The 15,216-nt window shown below is 57.1% G+C and carries 13 protein-coding genes, 1 tRNA gene, 1 pseudogene and 1 riboswitch; of the genes and pseudogenes, 6 read left to right on the top strand and 9 right to left on the bottom strand.

The genetic code is table 11. The features are described from left to right. Positions 1–7 precede the first annotated feature (7 nt). Positions 8–1,633, bottom strand: coding sequence for a glucose-6-phosphate isomerase (gene pgi / locus IEI95_RS24030; RefSeq protein WP_156531372.1), 1,626 nt, complete (start codon positions 1,631–1,633; stop codon positions 8–10). A gap of 180 nt (positions 1,634–1,813) precedes the next feature. Beyond that, positions 1,814–3,514 carry a long-chain fatty acid--CoA ligase gene (locus tag IEI95_RS24025; RefSeq protein WP_087727155.1) on the bottom strand — a complete coding sequence of 567 codons (1,701 nt, stop codon included), beginning with the start codon at positions 3,512–3,514 and terminating at the stop codon, positions 1,814–1,816. Positions 3,515–3,737: 223 nt separating this feature from the next. Between IEI95_RS24025 and IEI95_RS24020 the strand changes: the two genes are divergently transcribed. Next, entirely contained in the window at positions 3,738–4,103 is a 366-nt protein-coding gene (locus IEI95_RS24020; protein WP_234890858.1) for a BON domain-containing protein, read from the top strand. Between the two features lie 99 nt (positions 4,104–4,202). Here the strand turns inward: IEI95_RS24020 and glgX are convergent, their stop codons facing one another. Then, positions 4,203–6,290, bottom strand: a complete 2,088-nt coding sequence (gene glgX / locus IEI95_RS24015; protein ID WP_156537818.1) for a glycogen debranching protein GlgX — start codon at positions 6,288–6,290, stop codon at positions 4,203–4,205. Positions 6,291–6,485: 195 nt separating this feature from the next. Between glgX and IEI95_RS24010 the strand changes: the two genes are divergently transcribed. Next, a complete protein-coding gene (locus tag IEI95_RS24010) occupies positions 6,486–7,283 on the top strand; it encodes an SDR family oxidoreductase (protein WP_156531375.1) in 798 nt (265 codons plus the stop codon). A gap of 179 nt (positions 7,284–7,462) precedes the next feature. Beyond that, a complete protein-coding gene (locus IEI95_RS24005) occupies positions 7,463–7,846 on the top strand; it encodes a response regulator (protein ID WP_015914810.1) in 384 nt (127 codons plus the stop codon). 29 nt (positions 7,847–7,875) lie between these two features. On the opposite strand, the gene truA is transcribed toward IEI95_RS24005, so the two are convergent. The 5 genes from truA to IEI95_RS23980 form a co-directional block, all read right to left on the bottom strand. Next, entirely contained in the window at positions 7,876–8,655 is a 780-nt protein-coding gene (truA, locus tag IEI95_RS24000) for a tRNA pseudouridine(38-40) synthase TruA (RefSeq protein WP_156531376.1), read from the bottom strand. Next, a complete protein-coding gene (gene fmt, locus IEI95_RS23995) occupies positions 8,655–9,617 on the bottom strand; it encodes a methionyl-tRNA formyltransferase (RefSeq protein WP_156531377.1) in 963 nt (320 codons plus the stop codon). Before fmt ends, truA begins: the two co-directional genes overlap by 1 nt. A gap of 117 nt (positions 9,618–9,734) precedes the next feature. Then, on the bottom strand, positions 9,735–10,253 hold the full coding sequence (gene def / locus IEI95_RS23990) for a peptide deformylase (protein ID WP_071202671.1): 519 nt from the start codon (positions 10,251–10,253) through the stop codon (positions 9,735–9,737). Between the two features lie 114 nt (positions 10,254–10,367). Next, positions 10,368–10,760 (bottom strand): Co2+/Mg2+ efflux facilitator ApaG/CorD, encoded by a 393-nt coding sequence (gene apaG, locus IEI95_RS23985; protein ID WP_015914814.1) that lies wholly within the window; start codon positions 10,758–10,760, stop codon positions 10,368–10,370. A 404-nt stretch (positions 10,761–11,164) separates the two neighbouring features. Continuing rightward, the gene (locus IEI95_RS23980; RefSeq protein WP_156531378.1) at positions 11,165–12,349 is read right to left on the bottom strand and encodes an O-succinylhomoserine sulfhydrylase; all 1,185 of its coding nucleotides are present in this window, start codon (positions 12,347–12,349) and stop codon (positions 11,165–11,167) included. Between the two features lie 50 nt (positions 12,350–12,399). Beyond that, positions 12,400–12,478, bottom strand: a riboswitch (SAM riboswitch). 130 nt (positions 12,479–12,608) lie between these two features. Between IEI95_RS23980 and IEI95_RS23975 the strand changes: the two genes are divergently transcribed. Together IEI95_RS23975 and IEI95_RS23970 are read left to right on the top strand one after the other, a co-directional pair. Next, a complete protein-coding gene (locus IEI95_RS23975; RefSeq protein ID WP_156531379.1) occupies positions 12,609–13,706 on the top strand; it encodes a 2'-deoxycytidine 5'-triphosphate deaminase in 1,098 nt (365 codons plus the stop codon). A gap of 55 nt (positions 13,707–13,761) precedes the next feature. Beyond that, positions 13,762–13,835, top strand: a tRNA-Gly gene (locus tag IEI95_RS23970). 142 nt (positions 13,836–13,977) lie between these two features. Here IEI95_RS23970 and IEI95_RS23965 read toward each other — a convergent pair. Further along, positions 13,978–14,694 (bottom strand): annotated as a pseudogene (locus IEI95_RS23965) (IS6 family transposase). 96 nt (positions 14,695–14,790) lie between these two features. On the opposite strand from IEI95_RS23965, the gene IEI95_RS23960 reads away from it, so the two are divergent. Then, entirely contained in the window at positions 14,791–15,141 is a 351-nt protein-coding gene (locus IEI95_RS23960) for an ArsR/SmtB family transcription factor (protein ID WP_015914818.1), read from the top strand. Positions 15,142–15,216 lie beyond the last annotated feature (75 nt).

Genomic DNA, 15,216 nt, shown 5'->3' with positions numbered 1-15,216 from the left:
GGCCGCCTCAGGACGTCAGATGGTTCAAGGCAGCGACCAGACCTGCCGTGGACGCATCCTGCCCATCGGTTCCGGCCTTGCCCTGCACCACCGGCAGCAGGCCGGTTGCCAGTTCTTTGCCCAGTTCCACGCCCCATTGATCGAAGGAATTGATGCCGAACAGCACGCCTTCGACAAACACCCGGTGTTCGTAAAGCGCGATCAGCCGTCCGAGCGCGAAAGGGGTCAACTGTTCATAGACAAAGGTGATCGACGGGCGATTGCCGGTAAAGACCCGGTGCGGGGCGATATGATCGGCCTTGGCCTGGTCCACGCCGGATTTCAACAGTTGGCCCTTGGCCTCATCCAGCGTGCGGCCCTTCATCAGGGCTGCCGATTGGGCCAGGCAATTGGCAATCAGCAAATCGTGCTGATGGCGCAGCTCCGGCTCGAACCCCTTGGCGGCAATCATAAACTCGGCTGGGATCACGCTCGTTCCCTGATGGATCAGCTGGTAGAAGGCGTGCTGGCCATTGGTGCCGGGTTCGCCCCAGACCACCGGTCCAGAATTACCCTTGACCGGGCTGCCATCGATGGTCACGCCCTTGCCGTTCGATTCCATGTCGAGCTGTTGCAGATAGGCCGGGAAGCGCGATAGACGCTGGTCGTAGGGCAGGATGGCGCGGGTTGGGTAATCCAGCACATTGCGGTGGTGATAGCCGATGGCGCCCAGCAGCATTGGCAGGTTTTCGCGGAAAGGCGCGGTGCGGAAATGCATATCCATGGCATGGGCGCCGGCCAGGAATTCCACGAAATTATCGGCGCCGACAGCAATCATCAACGGCAGGCCGATGGCCGACCAGATGGAATAGCGTCCGCCGACCCAATCCCAGAAGCCAAAGACCCGGTCGGAACCGATGCCGAAGGCCGCGACCTTGTCGAGCGCCGTCGAGACGGCGGCAAAGTGATCGCCAACGGCATTTTCGCCCAGCGCCGAGGCAATGAAGGCCCGCGCCGTTGCGGCATTGGTCATGGTCTCGATGGTGGTGAAGGTCTTGGAGGCGACGATGAACAGCGTGGTTTCCGGCTCCAGCAGTTTCAGCGTATCGGCGATATGGGCGCCATCGACATTGGAGACGAAATGCAGGCGCGGGCCGTCGTGAAACGGTGCCAGCGCCAGCGTTGCCATGGCGGGGCCGAGATCGGACCCACCAATGCCGATATTGACCACGTCGGTGATCTGGAGGCCGGTCGAGCCGGTGATCGTACCCTGCCGCAGGCCTTCCGCGAAAGCCGACATGGCGTGCAACACGGCATTGACATCGGGCATGACATTCTTGCCATCGACCACGACAGGCGTGTTGGCGCGGTTGCGCAGTGCCGTATGCAAGACGGCGCGGCCTTCGGTAAAGTTGATGGCCTCACCGTTAAACATCGCTTCGCGCTTTTCAGCCACGCCACCTTGCGTGCAGAGCTTTTCCAGCAGGGCCATGATCTCGTCATTGACGGCGCATTTGGAATAATCCATCAGCAGGTCTTCAAAGCGACTGGAAAACCGCTCGAAACGGTTGGGATCGCTTGCAAAAGCGCCGCGAATATCAGTGGCGGCGGTGGCCGCGACGGTGGACTTCAGCTGTTCGACGATAGCGTGCATTCGCATACTCCAATCCAATCACGGACGGGAACCTACTGCATAATTCCCAAAACCGGAATGTTTTAAGGAGAAAAATAATCCAATAGAACTGAGGGGGGATTACGCTCTCTTTCTCGCAAGGCAGAGAAGACTGACGAGCGGGGCAGAATGCCCCATCTCGTCCCTGTCTGCCCGGTGTCTTTAAGGTCTCAGATCCTTGCGCAGAATCTTGCCGACGTTGGATTTCGGCAACTCTTCAAGAAAGGCCACATGGCGGGGACGCTTGTAATTGGTCAGGTTTGTGGCGCAATGGTCCTTGACCTGCTGCTCCGTCAAGCTTGGGTCTTTGCGCACCACAAACAGTTTGACGGCTTCACCGGAATGCGGGTCCGGCACACCGATAGCCGCGGCCTCCAGCACGCCCGGATGCATGACCGCGACTTCCTCGATCTCGTTGGGGTAGACATTGAAGCCGGAGACCAGGATCATATCCTTCTTGCGGTCGACAATCTTGGTATAGCCGCGCGCGTCCATGAAGCCCATGTCGCCGGTGCGGAAAAACCCGTCCTCACTCATCGCCCGCGCCGTTTCTTCCGGTCGTTGCCAGTAGCCGGCCATCACCTGCGGTCCGCGAATGCAGATTTCCCCGACCTCTCCTAAAGCCAGGCTTTCGCCCTGTTCATCACGGATGTCGACATCGGTGGAGGAAATCGGCATGCCGATGCAGCCGCTGAAGTCCTTGTCGTTCATGCGATTGGCGGTTGCCACCGGCGATGTTTCAGACAGGCCGTAACCCTCGGTGATCGGGCAACCGGTAATCTGGTGCCACCGTTCGGCAATCGGCCGCTGCACCGACATGCCACCGGCAAAGGTCAGTTGCAGATGGGAAAAGTCCAGCTTGCGGAAGGCCTCATTGTTCATCAGAGCATTGAACAGTGTATTCAAGCCGATGATGACATTGAAATCATACCGGGACAATTCCTTGGCAAAGCCTGGAATGTCACGTGGATTGGCGATCAGGATATTGTGGCCGCCGCAGGCAATGCCCATCAGGGCGTTCACGGTCAGCGCAAAGATATGATAGAGCGGCAAAGCGCAGATGAAGGTCAGCGTTTCCGGTCTTGGGCGGGTGTCGAAAGCAGACCCCAACCACAGCGACATCTGCATGGTATTGGCGATCAGGTTGCCGTGGGTCAGCACCGCCCCCTTGGACACGCCTGTCGTACCGCCTGTATATTGCAGAAAGGCGATATCGTTGCGGGAAAGGGTTTCAGGCCGCAATCGGGCTTTCCCACCTGCTGCCAGCACCGATGCAAAACTTCGGGAATTGGCAATCGACCAGGCCGGCACGAGCTTCTTCACCTTGCGAACGATGAAGTTCACCAGATGGCCCTTCAGGCCAAGCATGTCGCCCATGCTGGTAACGACCACGCGGCGTAGCGACACCTTGTCCATCACCGCCTGGACCGTGTGGGCAAAATTCTCCAGCACGAAAATGGCAACCGCGCCGGAATCCTTCAGCTGATGCGCCAGTTCGCGCGGAGTATAGAGCGGATTGACATTGACGACGATCATTCCAGCCTTGAGGATGCCAAACACAATAACCGGGTTTTGCAAGACATTGGGCATCATCACGGCGATCCGGTCGCCTTTGCTGAACCCTTCCGCTTGCAGCCAGGCGGCAATTTTCGTCGCCTGCTCGCCAAGCTCCTGGAAGGTCATGGAGCGGCCCATGCTGGTGAAGGCCTTGCGGGAGGCATAGGTCACGCAGTTTTCATCGAACAGTTCAGGCAGCGATTCGTGATCAAGGGGCGGCAGTTCCGCAGGCACCGAGGCAGGATAGGATGCAAGCCAGATTCGGCGCGACGCAAAATTGCTTTCAGGCCTGGACAGAGTATTCATTCCTCACTCCCTTTTTCGACTTCCTGCCCCTCCCTCCTCAAGGTGATGACAGTGCGCCCGACCACGCACTCCAAATATGGAGCGTTGAGCTCCAGGAATGCAAGTCCAACGTTATAATAACTTTGACGTAAACGTCAATTAATCCCCAGCGAAAATAATTTGGAATCATTTTGTTCCAGGGCATCGAAGATGCTCACGCAGAGGCGCCTTCGACAACAACCACATGGCGATCAGTTTCGCATTGAACCAACCTCCCGGTGATGCGTTAGCTCTTATGAGACTTCACGCAAACAAGGAGAAAAGTGTCATGGTCTTCAAACCGGCTAAAACTTTCGGGGAGACCCCTGGTATCGTTGAGGAGAATCCGCCTCTGGCGGAGTTGGAAACGGCAGTGGCCTCTCAGCTTGCCGGTTCCGACGGTATCGATGCCTCTGATATCGAGGTGATATCGATCGGCAATGAAATTTGTTTGCGAGGCCTTGTCTATTCCGAGAGCGAGGTTGACCGAGCCGTTGAAGTCGCTCTTTCGGTTCCCGGTGTTTTTAAGGTTTCCGTCGACCTGGAGATTGTCGAGCGCACGATCCATTGACGCGGATCTCCATACGTGGCGTGTGGCACCACTCCATAAATATAAAGGCCCGGGAAAACCCGGGCCTTTATCATTTCAGTTGTGATGCGCTATCGCAGATCAGGTTTGAATCGTCCGCAAAAGCGCCATGCTGCGCGGCAGCAGTTTGAATGTTTCGCCTTGCTTGACCTTCTCGCCCTGACGCTCCGGATCGCCGGTGATCAGTTCGAGCACCCGTTCTCCGCCGCTTTCCTTGGGAATGGTGAAGGTGGTGTCTTCATCGAGTGGGTTGAACAGCATCATGATATCCGACCAGATGCCCTCTTCGGCCTGGAGGTCTTCACGATGAAGGCGTGTGATCAGCGCATTGCTGTTTTCCCAGTTTTCCGAGGTCTGACGACCGCCGCTGACACTGTACCAATCAATCATCATGCCATCGCGCCAATTTTCCCGCCGCAGCAAAGGCTGCTCCTTGCGCAGCGAGATGACCCGCTTCGTGAAATCACGCAGGGCATCGGCGCTGTCGGGCAGATTTTCCCAATGCAGCCAGCTGATTTCGCTATCCTGGCAATAGCCGTTGTTATTGCCCATCTGCGAACGACCGAATTCGTCACCGGCCAGCAGCATCGGCGTGCCGTGGGAAAACAGCAGAGTGGCCAGGAAATTGCGCTTCTGGCGCTCGCGCACCGCATTGGTGCCTTCGTCATCCGTCGGACCCTCGTGACCATAATTATGGCTGCGATTGTCGTTGTGACCGTCGTTATTATCCTCGCCATTGTCTTCGTTATGCTTGCCATCGTAGGAGACGAGGTCGTTCAGCGTGAAGCCATCATGGGCGGTGATGAAATTGACGCTGGCCCAGGGGCGACGGCCGCGCTGGTCGTAAAGATCGCCGGAGCCCAGCAGACGCGCCGCGAAATCTGGAGCGCAATTGTCACCGTTCAGCCAATACTCGCGGCAGCTGTCACGGTATTTGTCATTCCACTCCGCCCAGCCCGGTGGAAAGCCGCCAACCTGATAACCCCCTGGACCGATGTCCCACGGCTCGCCGATCAGCTTGACGCCGGCAAGGGTCGGGTCCTGGGTAACCGCGTCGAAAAATCCGCCGCGCTCATCGAAGCCCTCGGGCTCGCGGCCCAGAATGGTGCCGAGATCGAAGCGGAAACCGTCGACATGCATGTCATCGGCCCAGTAGCGCAGCGAGTCCATCACCATCTGGAGAACCCGCGGATGGGAGGTGTTCACTGTGTTGCCGGTGCCGGTATCATTGATGTAATAGCGGTGATTGTCCGGCAGGGTGCGGTAGTAGGAAAAGTTGTCGATCCCCTTGAAGGACAAGGTCGAGCCAAGTTCATTGCCTTCCGCCGTGTGATTGTAGACCACGTCGAGAATGACCTCGATGCCGCCATCATGGAAAGCGCGAACCATGTCGCGGAAGCCCTGGATGCCGTTTGCGCCGTAATAACGGTGCGCAGGGGCAAAAAAGCCGATGGTATTATAACCCCAGTAATTCTTCAGGCCCTTGTCCAGCAACGGGCCGTCATCCGGGAAGGCGTGGATGGGCAGCAGTTCGACAGAGGTAATGCCAAGGCTCTTGATATAATCAACCGCTGCCTTGTGACCGAGGCCTTCGAACGTGCCGCGCAGTTCCTGCGGAATGGCGGGATTGAGCTGTGTGAAGCCCTTGACATGGGTTTCATAGACAATCGTATCGGCCCAGGAGACCTGAGGACGGCGATCATTGCCCCAATCGATCTGATTGGGATCCACGACCCGGCATTTGGGCATGAAAGCCGCGCTGTCGAGATCGTTGAAGGACAGGTCCTTGTCCGCATCATCGAAATGATAGCCGAACACTTCGGGCGACCACCGGATATCGCCCACCAGTTCGCGGGCATAAGGATCGAGCAGCAGCTTGTTATGATTGAAGCGATGGCCGTTTTCAGGTTCGAACGGTCCATGAACACGAAAGCCATAGAGCGCACCCGGTTTCAGGCCGGGTACAAACCCATGCCAGATTTCATTGGTGTAATCAGGCAGATCCATCCGGGCGATCTCAATGCTGCCGCTGGGATCGTAGAGGCACAGCTCGACGCGATCGGCGTGGGCGGAAAACAGGGCAAAATTAACCCCTTCGCCAGTGTAGCGGGCACCCAGCCGTTGCCACTCGCCGGGAAGAATTTTGAAGTTGGTCGTTTGGATGTCCATGGTCGCTCTCAGGGCTTGTCGCTGCGGTGCAACAGTAATTCCCTCGCCATGGCTTTGTTCCTTACCGCCTCCAGGAACATTTACCGGCTTTATCTGTTCGTCATTTCCATTGGTCATTTCGGTGACGCCTGTCGGCTTGCCGGTGCGGTCAGTGAATGAGGCTGCTAATTGCCGCGCAATGACACAGAGGGTTGCATGCATCAGAATAAACTGGACGACAGTAAACGTGTGGCGCTGGTCACCGGCGCGGGTTCCGGCATTGGGCGAGCAGCTGCCCTGCGACTTGCCCAGGATGGCTGCGCCGTCGGGCTGCTGGGGCGCACCAAACATGAGTTGGAACGGGTTGCCGAAGACATCCAACACGCGAATGGCGAGGCCATTGTGCTTGTCGCAGATGTCGCTGACAGCTCTTCCATGCGGGCAGGGGTCGAAACATTGATCGCATGGGGTAGCCGGCTCGACATCGTGGTGGCCAATGCCGGGGTCAATGGTGTTTGGGCACCAATCGATGAATTGCAGCCGCAGGAATGGGACCAGACGATGGCCATCAATCTGCGTGGCACCTATTTGACGGTGCATCTGACAGTGCCGCATCTGCGCCGCAATGGCGGTGGCAGTATTGTCGTTGTCTCTTCTATCAACGGCACGCGCACCTTCACCTCTCCTGGCGCCACAGCTTATAGTGCCACCAAGGCTGGACAATTGGCCATGGTGCAGCAATTGGCGGTGGAACTGGGGCCCGATCGCATTCGCATCAATGCGGTTTGCCCAGGTGCGATTGAAACGGCAATTGATGACAATACAAACAAGCGGGCCACTGAAAGGCTCGACATCCCGCAGCCATCGCCGCGCCAAGCCATTCCGCTGACCCATGGTACGCCGGGTACCGCCCAGGAAGTGGCCGATCTGATCGGCTTTCTGGCTTCCGATGCGGCTCGCCATATCAGTGGTACACCCGTCTGGATCGATGGGGCGCAAAGTCTGATACGATAGAATTCAACTGATCTATTTTGGTCGAAATAGTAAAAGGGGAGTTTAATGATGCAACTGTTTTAACTGTCGTTAAGTTTTTCGTATTTTAATTATTTGTTAAGCATGACTTACTCTTTTTGGCCCAAAGTTGAACAAAGACCGCTTTGGCGCGTTAGCGGCTCAGACAAGGAGACAATGTCATGAAGCCAGAGCCTGAAACGATCCTGATTGTGGAAGACGATGCATTCATTTCGATGGATGCGGCCGATTGCGTTGCCCATGCGGGGGCCAATGTCGTGACCACGGAAACGGTCAGCGATGCGCTTATCTGTCTCGAAGCCAACAGGATCACCGCCGCCATCCTGGACTTCCAGGTGTTGGACGGAAAGATAACGCCGGTGGTGGAAAGACTATGTCGCTCCGGCATTCCCTACCGGGTCGTGTCGGGTTCGCCGCTTCAGGAAATCGTGGCCTGCGGCATTCCCGCCGACCGGATTATCGCCAAACCGGCGGATTATGTGAATGTGATGGTCCAACTGGTGCGAGAGCGCCCGTGGTCTGCATTGAGGGCAACCAGCTATTAATATCGGTTTTCCCGATACAAGATCATAGGTCAGGTTTTCGAATAGGGCCGCCAATTGCCATCGGTCGGATAGTCTACCTGCAAAAAATACAGGCCCTGCGGCGGTGCCACCGGGCCGCAGGCCTTGCGGTCGCGGGCCTCCAGGGCGGCGCGAACATCCTCCGGCGTCATCTTGCCTTCTCCCGCCATTTTCAAGGTGCCAGCAAAAGATCTAATCTGGTTGTGCAGAAAACTCTGGGCGGAGGCGCGGATCTCGATGAGATCGCCGTTGCGGCTGACATCCAGCCGGTCCAGCGTGCGCACCGGGCTGATGGCCTGACAATGAACCGAGCGGAAGGTGGTAAAATCGTGATTGCCGACCAGCATTTGCGCCGCGGCATGCATGGCCTCGTGGTCCAGTGGTTTCGATACCCACCAAGCACGATTGGCATCCAGCGCCAGCCGGGACGGGCGTGATAGGATCCGGTAGAGATAATGCCGCTTCAGGGCTGAAAACCGCGCATCGAAGGCATCAGGGATAGCTTCGGCAGCCAGAATCGAGACTGCTTCGCCAGCCTGTGCCAGATGCGCGTTCAGCGCGTTGCGCAGCTTGTATGGCAACCATTGACGCGAAAGATCGACATGCGCCACTTGGCCACTGGCATGAACGCCGGAATCGGTGCGGCCCGCACCCCGGATTGCAACCGTTTCCCCCGTCAGGCCAAGCACTGCCGCTTCGAGCGCGCCCTGCACGGAGGGACCATTGTCCTGCCGTTGCCAGCCGACATAGGGTGTGCCGTCATATTCCACGGTCAGCTTGTAGCGTGGCATCAGGTTCCGGCCTTTGCCGAGGCAAATACAGTGCCTGCACCTATGGGCGTGCCGCGCAGGAATTCCGCTGCATCCAGCGGCTTGCCACCGGCCTTTTGCAGCCGGACAAGACGGACCGCGCCCAGGCCACAGGCGATGGTCAGGGCGTCGTCCAGCACGGTGCCCGGCACGTTTGCGGTGTCCGTGACCTCTGCCATCTGGCTGCCCAGAACCTTGATACGTTCCGGCTTGCCGTTGATGTCCGCCTCGAACCAGGCGCCCGGAAAGGGCGACAGGCCGCGAATGCCGTTGTGAACCTGCATGGCTGGCTTTGAAAAGTCGATGCGGGTTTCGGCCTTGTCGATCTTGGCGGCGTAGACGACACCGTCTTCTGGCTGGGCTGTCAGCGGCAAGTCGCCTGCTTCCAGCTTTGTCATGGCCTCAACCATCGCCTCGGCACCGATCTGGCTTAGGGCGTCATGTAGTTCACCGGCGGTCATGTCGGGGGTAATGGTCAGGTGGCGTGTCAGGGCCACCGGGCCTGTGTCCAGTCCCTTGTCCATCTTCATCACCATCATTCCTGTTTGCGTATCTCCAGCCATGATGGCGCGCTGGATCGGCGCTGCACCCCGCCAGCGGGGCAGCAGTGAGGCGTGGCCATTATAACAGCCCAGCCGCGTGCCGGTCAGGATGGCTTCCGGCAGCAGCAGGCCGTAGGCCACGACCACGGCGACATCGGCCTGATGGGCGGCGAAGGCATCGCGATCGTCCTGCGCCTTGAAATTTAGCGGCGTCAGAACCGGCAGTCCGAGCTTTTCGGCCTGCTGATGGACGGGCGATTTGGTCAGATCCAGCCCCCGGCGCCCGGCCGGGCGCGGCGGCTGGCTATAGACCGCAACGATCTGGTGGCCCGCGTCGTGGAGCGCATTCAGGATCGGCACTGAAAATTCCGGAGTGCCCATGAAAATCATACGAAGAGCCATGGATCAAGACCGATCTTCTAGAGGTTATCGGGGAGGACGTGGAACCGGATTTCCCAAAACACGAGCCAGAACAACAGGGCCTGCACCCTGCCAGTTTCAGGGTGAGCCCCGCTGACCCTAGACCGTCACCTTTGACTTCGCCGCCTTGGAGAATTTCTTGATCACCATTTCACGTTTCAGCCGCGAAATATGGTCGATGAACAGCGTGCCGTTCAGATGGTCGATTTCGTGTTGCAGACAAGTAGCAAGCAGGCCATCGGCCTCGATCAACTGTTCCTTGCCGTGGCGATCCAGTGATTTCACCGTGACAGCTGCCGGGCGCTCCACCTCCGCATAGTAATCGGGAATGGAAAGGCAGCCTTCCTCATAGGTGGAGCGGGCCTGCGAACTGCCAATGATTTCCGGGTTGATAAAGACCAGCGGTTGCTTGTCTTCACCTTCCTTCGAGACATCGATGACCAGAAGGCGACGAGGCACGGCAATCTGAACGGCAGCGAGGCCGATGCCGGGCGCATCATACATGGTCTCGAGCATGTCATCGATCAACCGCTCAAGGTCGGCATCGATCCGCTCAATGGGTTGGGAGACCTCGCGCAGCAGCGGGTCAGGCAAAATGATAATCGGCTTTGTCGTCATGAATCTCCCCATAAACCATCCCGGTTTTCAAGGAAATCAAAAAAATGCGGTAAAAGCCATGCCCGTGACGAGAAGACTTATGACCGGGGCCTGTGACTGGGAGAAGGTGGCGGATCAGTTCAGGACGCGACGCAGATCCGGGGTGTCCAGAGAAAAGGCGGGAATGGCGACATCGAATGTTTCGGCATCGTCGGTTTCCATTTCGTAGCGGCCGAACATGATGCCGGATGGCGTGTCCAATGGACAGCCTGACGAATATTCAAAACTTTCGCCCGGTGCCAGGCGTGGCTGTTCGCCGATCACGCCCGGACCGCTAACCTCGTCCACCTGGCCATTCTGATCCGTAATATGCCAGTAACGATTGATCAGCCGCACGGCCACATTCGACTGATTGACAATGACGACCCTGTAGCCCCAGACATAGCGACTGTCTTCCGGGTCGGACTGTTCCGCCAGGTAAAATGGCTCGACTGTGACCTCTATATCCCGTGTCAGCGCGCGATACATGAAAGGAGACTTCTTGACGCTTTGGTAAGCATACATTAGCAAAGGCCGATAAGGTTAAGGTTTGTGGCAGTGTCGTTGCAGGGAAATAATCCTGCGTTAATAAAGACCATTAACAGACTTAATTTCCAGTAAAAAATAAGGGTATTGGAAAATTTTTTAGAATTTTAAAAACCTGTAGCGGCAAACTTCAGCAAAGGCTGGCGCCACTATATCAGGTTTCTCCATGAAGGATATGGGTGTTTCAGATGGGGCTACAGCGCGACCCATTTTATAAAATCTACAAAGGACGCTGTTGCACTTTATATCTGCTGCATCTTCATGCGGTTCAGGGGGCGCGTCACGCCACCTGAAATTTTACGGCTTGAGAACGCCTCAAGCCTTTCCGTCCTTGGCATGTGCGGCCATCAGGCGGAGACGGCAGCCAGCGCCTGAGCGAAGTCCTCTACCAGGTCTTCGGCGTCTTCAATGCCGCAGGACAGGCGCAATGTGCCGCCAGACATGCCAAGCGTCGCACGGGCTTCGTCCGTCAGGTTCTTGTGGGTGGTGGTGGCTGGGTGAGTGATCAGGCTCTTGGCGTCACCGAGATTGTTGGAGATCTTTACCACTTGCAGAGCATTCTGCAGGGCAAAAGCCGCCGCCTTGCCGCCCTTCATTTCGAAAGCAACCAGCGTGGAGCCGCCCTTCATCTGCTTGGCGACGATGTCGGCCTGCGGATGGTCGGCGCGGCCTGGATAGATGACGCGGGCAATCTTGCTGTTGTCAGCCAGAAAATCGGCGATACGACCGGCATTTTCCGTCTGCTGCTTGACGCGCAGCGGCAGGGTTTCGACGCCTTTCAATAGGGTCCAGGCATTGAAGGGGGACATGGCCGGACCGGTATGGCGGAAGTAATCCTGGAGCTTTTCCTCGATCCATTGCTTGGACGATAGCACGATACCGCCCAGGCATCGGCCCTGGCCGTCGATATGCTTGGTTGCCGAATAGACAACGACATGGGCACCAAGTTCCAGCGGGTTTTGAAAGAGCGGGGTGGCGAAGACATTGTCAACCACAACGGTCGCGCCGACCTGGTTGGCGAGCTTGGCGACGCCAGCAATATCCACCACTTCCAGGGTAGGATTGGTGGGGCTTTCCAGGAAAAACACCTTGGTATTCGGGCGGATGGCGTCTTCCCAATTTTTCAGGTCGCGGCCATCGACCAGGGTGAAATCCACGCCATATTTGGGTGCCAAGGTCTCGATCACCCAGCGGCAGGAGCCGAACAGGGCGCGGGCAGCGACAATATGATCGCCAGCCTGAACCTGGCAGAGAATGGAGGCCGCGACGGCGGCCATGCCGGAAGCCATGGCGCGGCCCTCTTCGGCACCTTCCAGCAGGCACATGCGCTTTTCGAACATGTCATTGGTCGGGCTGCCGTAGCGGGCGTAAATATAGCCTTCGGTCTCGCCCTTGAAACGGGCTTCTGCCGCTTCCGAGCTGTCGTAGACGAAGCCCTGGGTGAGATAGATGGCTTCGGATGTTTCGCCATAAGGTGAACGCAGCGTGCCGCCATGAACGAGTTTGGTTGCTGGGCGCCAGTTGTTTGCCATGCTGTATAAGCCTTTCGAACACAAAAAAACCGGTCGCGAAATACGGACCGGTTTGCACGTGTCCGATCTTTTTAGCCAATTGTTTAACGTGGCTGCAAGCCGACCGGCCAAATCACCACGGGATAAGATTTGCTTACGCCGTTCTTTTGCTTGCGTCAATTCCCGGAGTTTGGTTTTGTCATATACTATATGCCGGTGTTTGACGGGGCTGCGGCATGTTGCGCGCTTTGTTCGGCGTCGGCGCTGCAAGGAAGACATAATGACACGGAATGCGGGCATATTGGCGGATCGCGCCATAGGCGAATTGTTCGGCTCGGCCTCGCTTTTGAGCGAAACCATGCTCGATCACGACCAGATCCAGCCGGCGAGTCTTGATCTGAGGTTGGGCTCCAAAGCGCTCAGGGTGCGCGCCAGCTTTATGCCGGGCCCCAACAGCACGGTGGCGGACAAGCTGCAACGGTTGACCCTGCATGAGATCGATCTGGAGCATGGCGCTGTCCTTGAAACCGGCTGTGTCTATATCGTGCCGCTGATGGAGAGCCTGGATTTGCCGGCGGATCTATCGGCCTCCACCAATCCGAAAAGCTCGACCGGCCGCCTCGACATCTTTACGCGGGTGATGGTCGATTACGCGCAGGAATTCGACAAGATTCCGGCAGGCTACAAGGGCCAGCTTTATCTGGAAATCAGTCCGCGGACGTTTCCCATCATCGTGCGGCGCGGCTCTCGCCTGTCGCAGATCCGCTTCCGGATCGGCCACGCCCTGCTGAACGATGGGGAACTTCTGGATCTGCACAAGGCTGAGACGCTGGTGGCCAGCGAGACGCCCAATGTCTCGGGTGGCGGCATCGCGCTGTCCATCGACCTGAAGGGGACAGGACCGGACGGGCTGGTCGGCTATCGCGGCAAGCATCATACGGCGGTGATCGACGTCGACCGCAAGGCTGCCCATGATGTGCTGGACTTCTGGGAACCGCTCTACAGCCGTGGCCGGGACGAATTAATCCTCGATCCCGACGAGTTCTACATTCTCGTCTCACGCGAGGCCGTCCATGTACCGCCGCTCTATGCGGCGGAAATGACCCCTTACGATCCGCTGGTCGGGGAGTTCCGCGTTCATTATGCTGGCTTTTTCGATCCGGGCTTCGGCCATGCCGGGGCCGGCGGCACTGGCAGCCGCGCTGTGCTGGAAGTGCGCAGCCACGAAGTACCCTATATTCTCGAACACGGCCAGATCATCGGCCGCCTGGTCTATGAACATATGCTTGAACATCCCCAGGGTCTCTACGGCACAGGCCTCGGCTCCAATTACCAGGCCCAGGGACTGAAGCTCTCCAAGCATTTTCGCGCAGCCTGATCTGCGCTTTCATGCTTGACATCAACGCCCAAGTGTAGGAACTCTCGGGCATCAGGCGGGTGTAGCTCAATGGTAGAGCAGCAGCTTCCCAAGCTGAATACGAGGGTTCGATTCCCTTCACCCGCTCCAGTAAAATCAATAACTTACAGAATAATTGTGTCACTCGTGTCAGGGTGTGTCACTTGCGCTGTTCAGCACGTGCAGCGGATATTTTGCGACGGCACTGTAAACTTATCGCCTTGAACGCACCATCTTGGCGTGAGGAATTAGTTCATGCGGCGTGAAGGCGTGCGATTTGGTGCCATGCTTGCATGGCTTCGGTTCGCAGTTCGCGATGGTGGGCGGATGGGATATCGTGTCGGAACGTTAAAGAGGTTGGCGATGGGGTCATGGATGGAAACGAAACGCTGAAGATGTCGTGCTGACTTGAAGCGCTTCATGATCTTCTCGCGTCGTCGGACGGGCTGATGCCGAGTTTTCTGCCCGATTGTTCAATCCTTTGTGAGAACGATGCTCAATGCCGGGCATGACCTCCCGCTTTGCTGCACCATAGGATCGTAGTTTGTCGTTAATCATCACACGCGGCGCACGGCCTTGGGCTTTCAGGAGCTTGCGCATCAAACGTTTTGCCGCCTTGGCATTGCGGCGGCTTTGCACCAGCACGTCGAGAACAAAGCCATCCTGATCAACGGCGCGCCAAAGCCAGTGTTTCCTTCCACCGATGATGATGACAACCTCATCGAGATGCCATTTGTCCCCGAGCCTGCCGGCAGATCGCTTGCGGATATCATTGGCAAAGTGTCTGCCGAATTTCTCAGCCCAGAACTGCAACGGTTTGATGAGAGACGATGATGCCACGCACTGCCAGCAGATCCTCGACCATCCGCAGGCTCAGCGGAAACCGGAAATACAGCCAAACTGCATGGGCAATCACTTCCGCTGGAAATCGGTGGCGACGATAAAGAGGATCACGGCTACATCTGGTCATGCAGCCAGATTCCTCATTTTGATCGATGTCCGGTTAACGTTACGATGCCCTATTTACAATATGCACATCTCGACATGATACGATTGTTCTCGTATTATGTCGATTATGAAGACTTACCATCCAAAAAGAGAAGAGATTCGCCTGGACAGCGTTCTCACAGCACTTGGCAGCCCGGTGCGTCTGGCTGCGATTAAGGTGATTGCTGAAGTTGGTGAGCACCCGTGTTGTGGTATTCTTCCCCAAATCAGCAAATCAACGATGACGCATCATTTTCGCATTTTGCGCGAAAGCGGTGTTGTATGGCAGCAGCATATTGGCAGGGAATATCGTCTATCGCTGCGACGAGACGATCTTAACGCACGCTTTCCCGGACTGTTGGATGCCATTCTTTCACCGCTCCAAAACGAACCATGTCCAACAATGGCGCGCGAAAAGGGTCCGGCGTAGAGATTAGGATTGACCACCGGGCCGAGCATTATTTTTGTTGAAGAGATCGTTCTACAAAACCTTGTATTTATGACT

This window comes from Agrobacterium vitis (assembly GCF_014926405.1).
Lineage (GTDB): Bacteria > Pseudomonadota > Alphaproteobacteria > Rhizobiales > Rhizobiaceae > Allorhizobium > Allorhizobium vitis_H.
This window is presented reverse-complemented; position numbering and strand designations above follow the sequence as displayed.

Bases quoted from the DNA above. Each gene is read 5' to 3' on its own strand.
- pgi (WP_156531372.1), bottom strand. From the start codon at position 1,633: ATGCACGCTATCGTCGAACAGCTGAAGTCCACCGTCGCGGCCACCGCC.
- IEI95_RS24005 (WP_015914810.1), top strand. From the start codon at position 7,463: ATGAAGCCAGAGCCTGAAACGATCCTGATTGTGGAAGACGATGCATTC.
- IEI95_RS23975 (WP_156531379.1), top strand. From the start codon at position 12,609: ATGACACGGAATGCGGGCATATTGGCGGATCGCGCCATAGGCGAATTG.
- fmt (WP_156531377.1), bottom strand. From the start codon at position 9,617: ATGGCTCTTCGTATGATTTTCATGGGCACTCCGGAATTTTCAGTGCCG.
- IEI95_RS23960 (WP_015914818.1), top strand. From the start codon at position 14,791: ATGTCGATTATGAAGACTTACCATCCAAAAAGAGAAGAGATTCGCCTG.
- IEI95_RS24010 (WP_156531375.1), top strand. From the start codon at position 6,486: ATGCATCAGAATAAACTGGACGACAGTAAACGTGTGGCGCTGGTCACC.
- IEI95_RS24025 (WP_087727155.1), bottom strand. From the start codon at position 3,514: ATGAATACTCTGTCCAGGCCTGAAAGCAATTTTGCGTCGCGCCGAATC.
- glgX (WP_156537818.1), bottom strand. From the start codon at position 6,290: ATGGACATCCAAACGACCAACTTCAAAATTCTTCCCGGCGAGTGGCAA.
- apaG (WP_015914814.1), bottom strand. From the start codon at position 10,760: ATGTATCGCGCGCTGACACGGGATATAGAGGTCACAGTCGAGCCATTT.
- def (WP_071202671.1), bottom strand. From the start codon at position 10,253: ATGACGACAAAGCCGATTATCATTTTGCCTGACCCGCTGCTGCGCGAG.
- truA (WP_156531376.1), bottom strand. From the start codon at position 8,655: ATGCCACGCTACAAGCTGACCGTGGAATATGACGGCACACCCTATGTC.
- IEI95_RS24020 (WP_234890858.1), top strand. From the start codon at position 3,738: ATGGCGATCAGTTTCGCATTGAACCAACCTCCCGGTGATGCGTTAGCT.
- IEI95_RS23980 (WP_156531378.1), bottom strand. From the start codon at position 12,349: ATGGCAAACAACTGGCGCCCAGCAACCAAACTCGTTCATGGCGGCACG.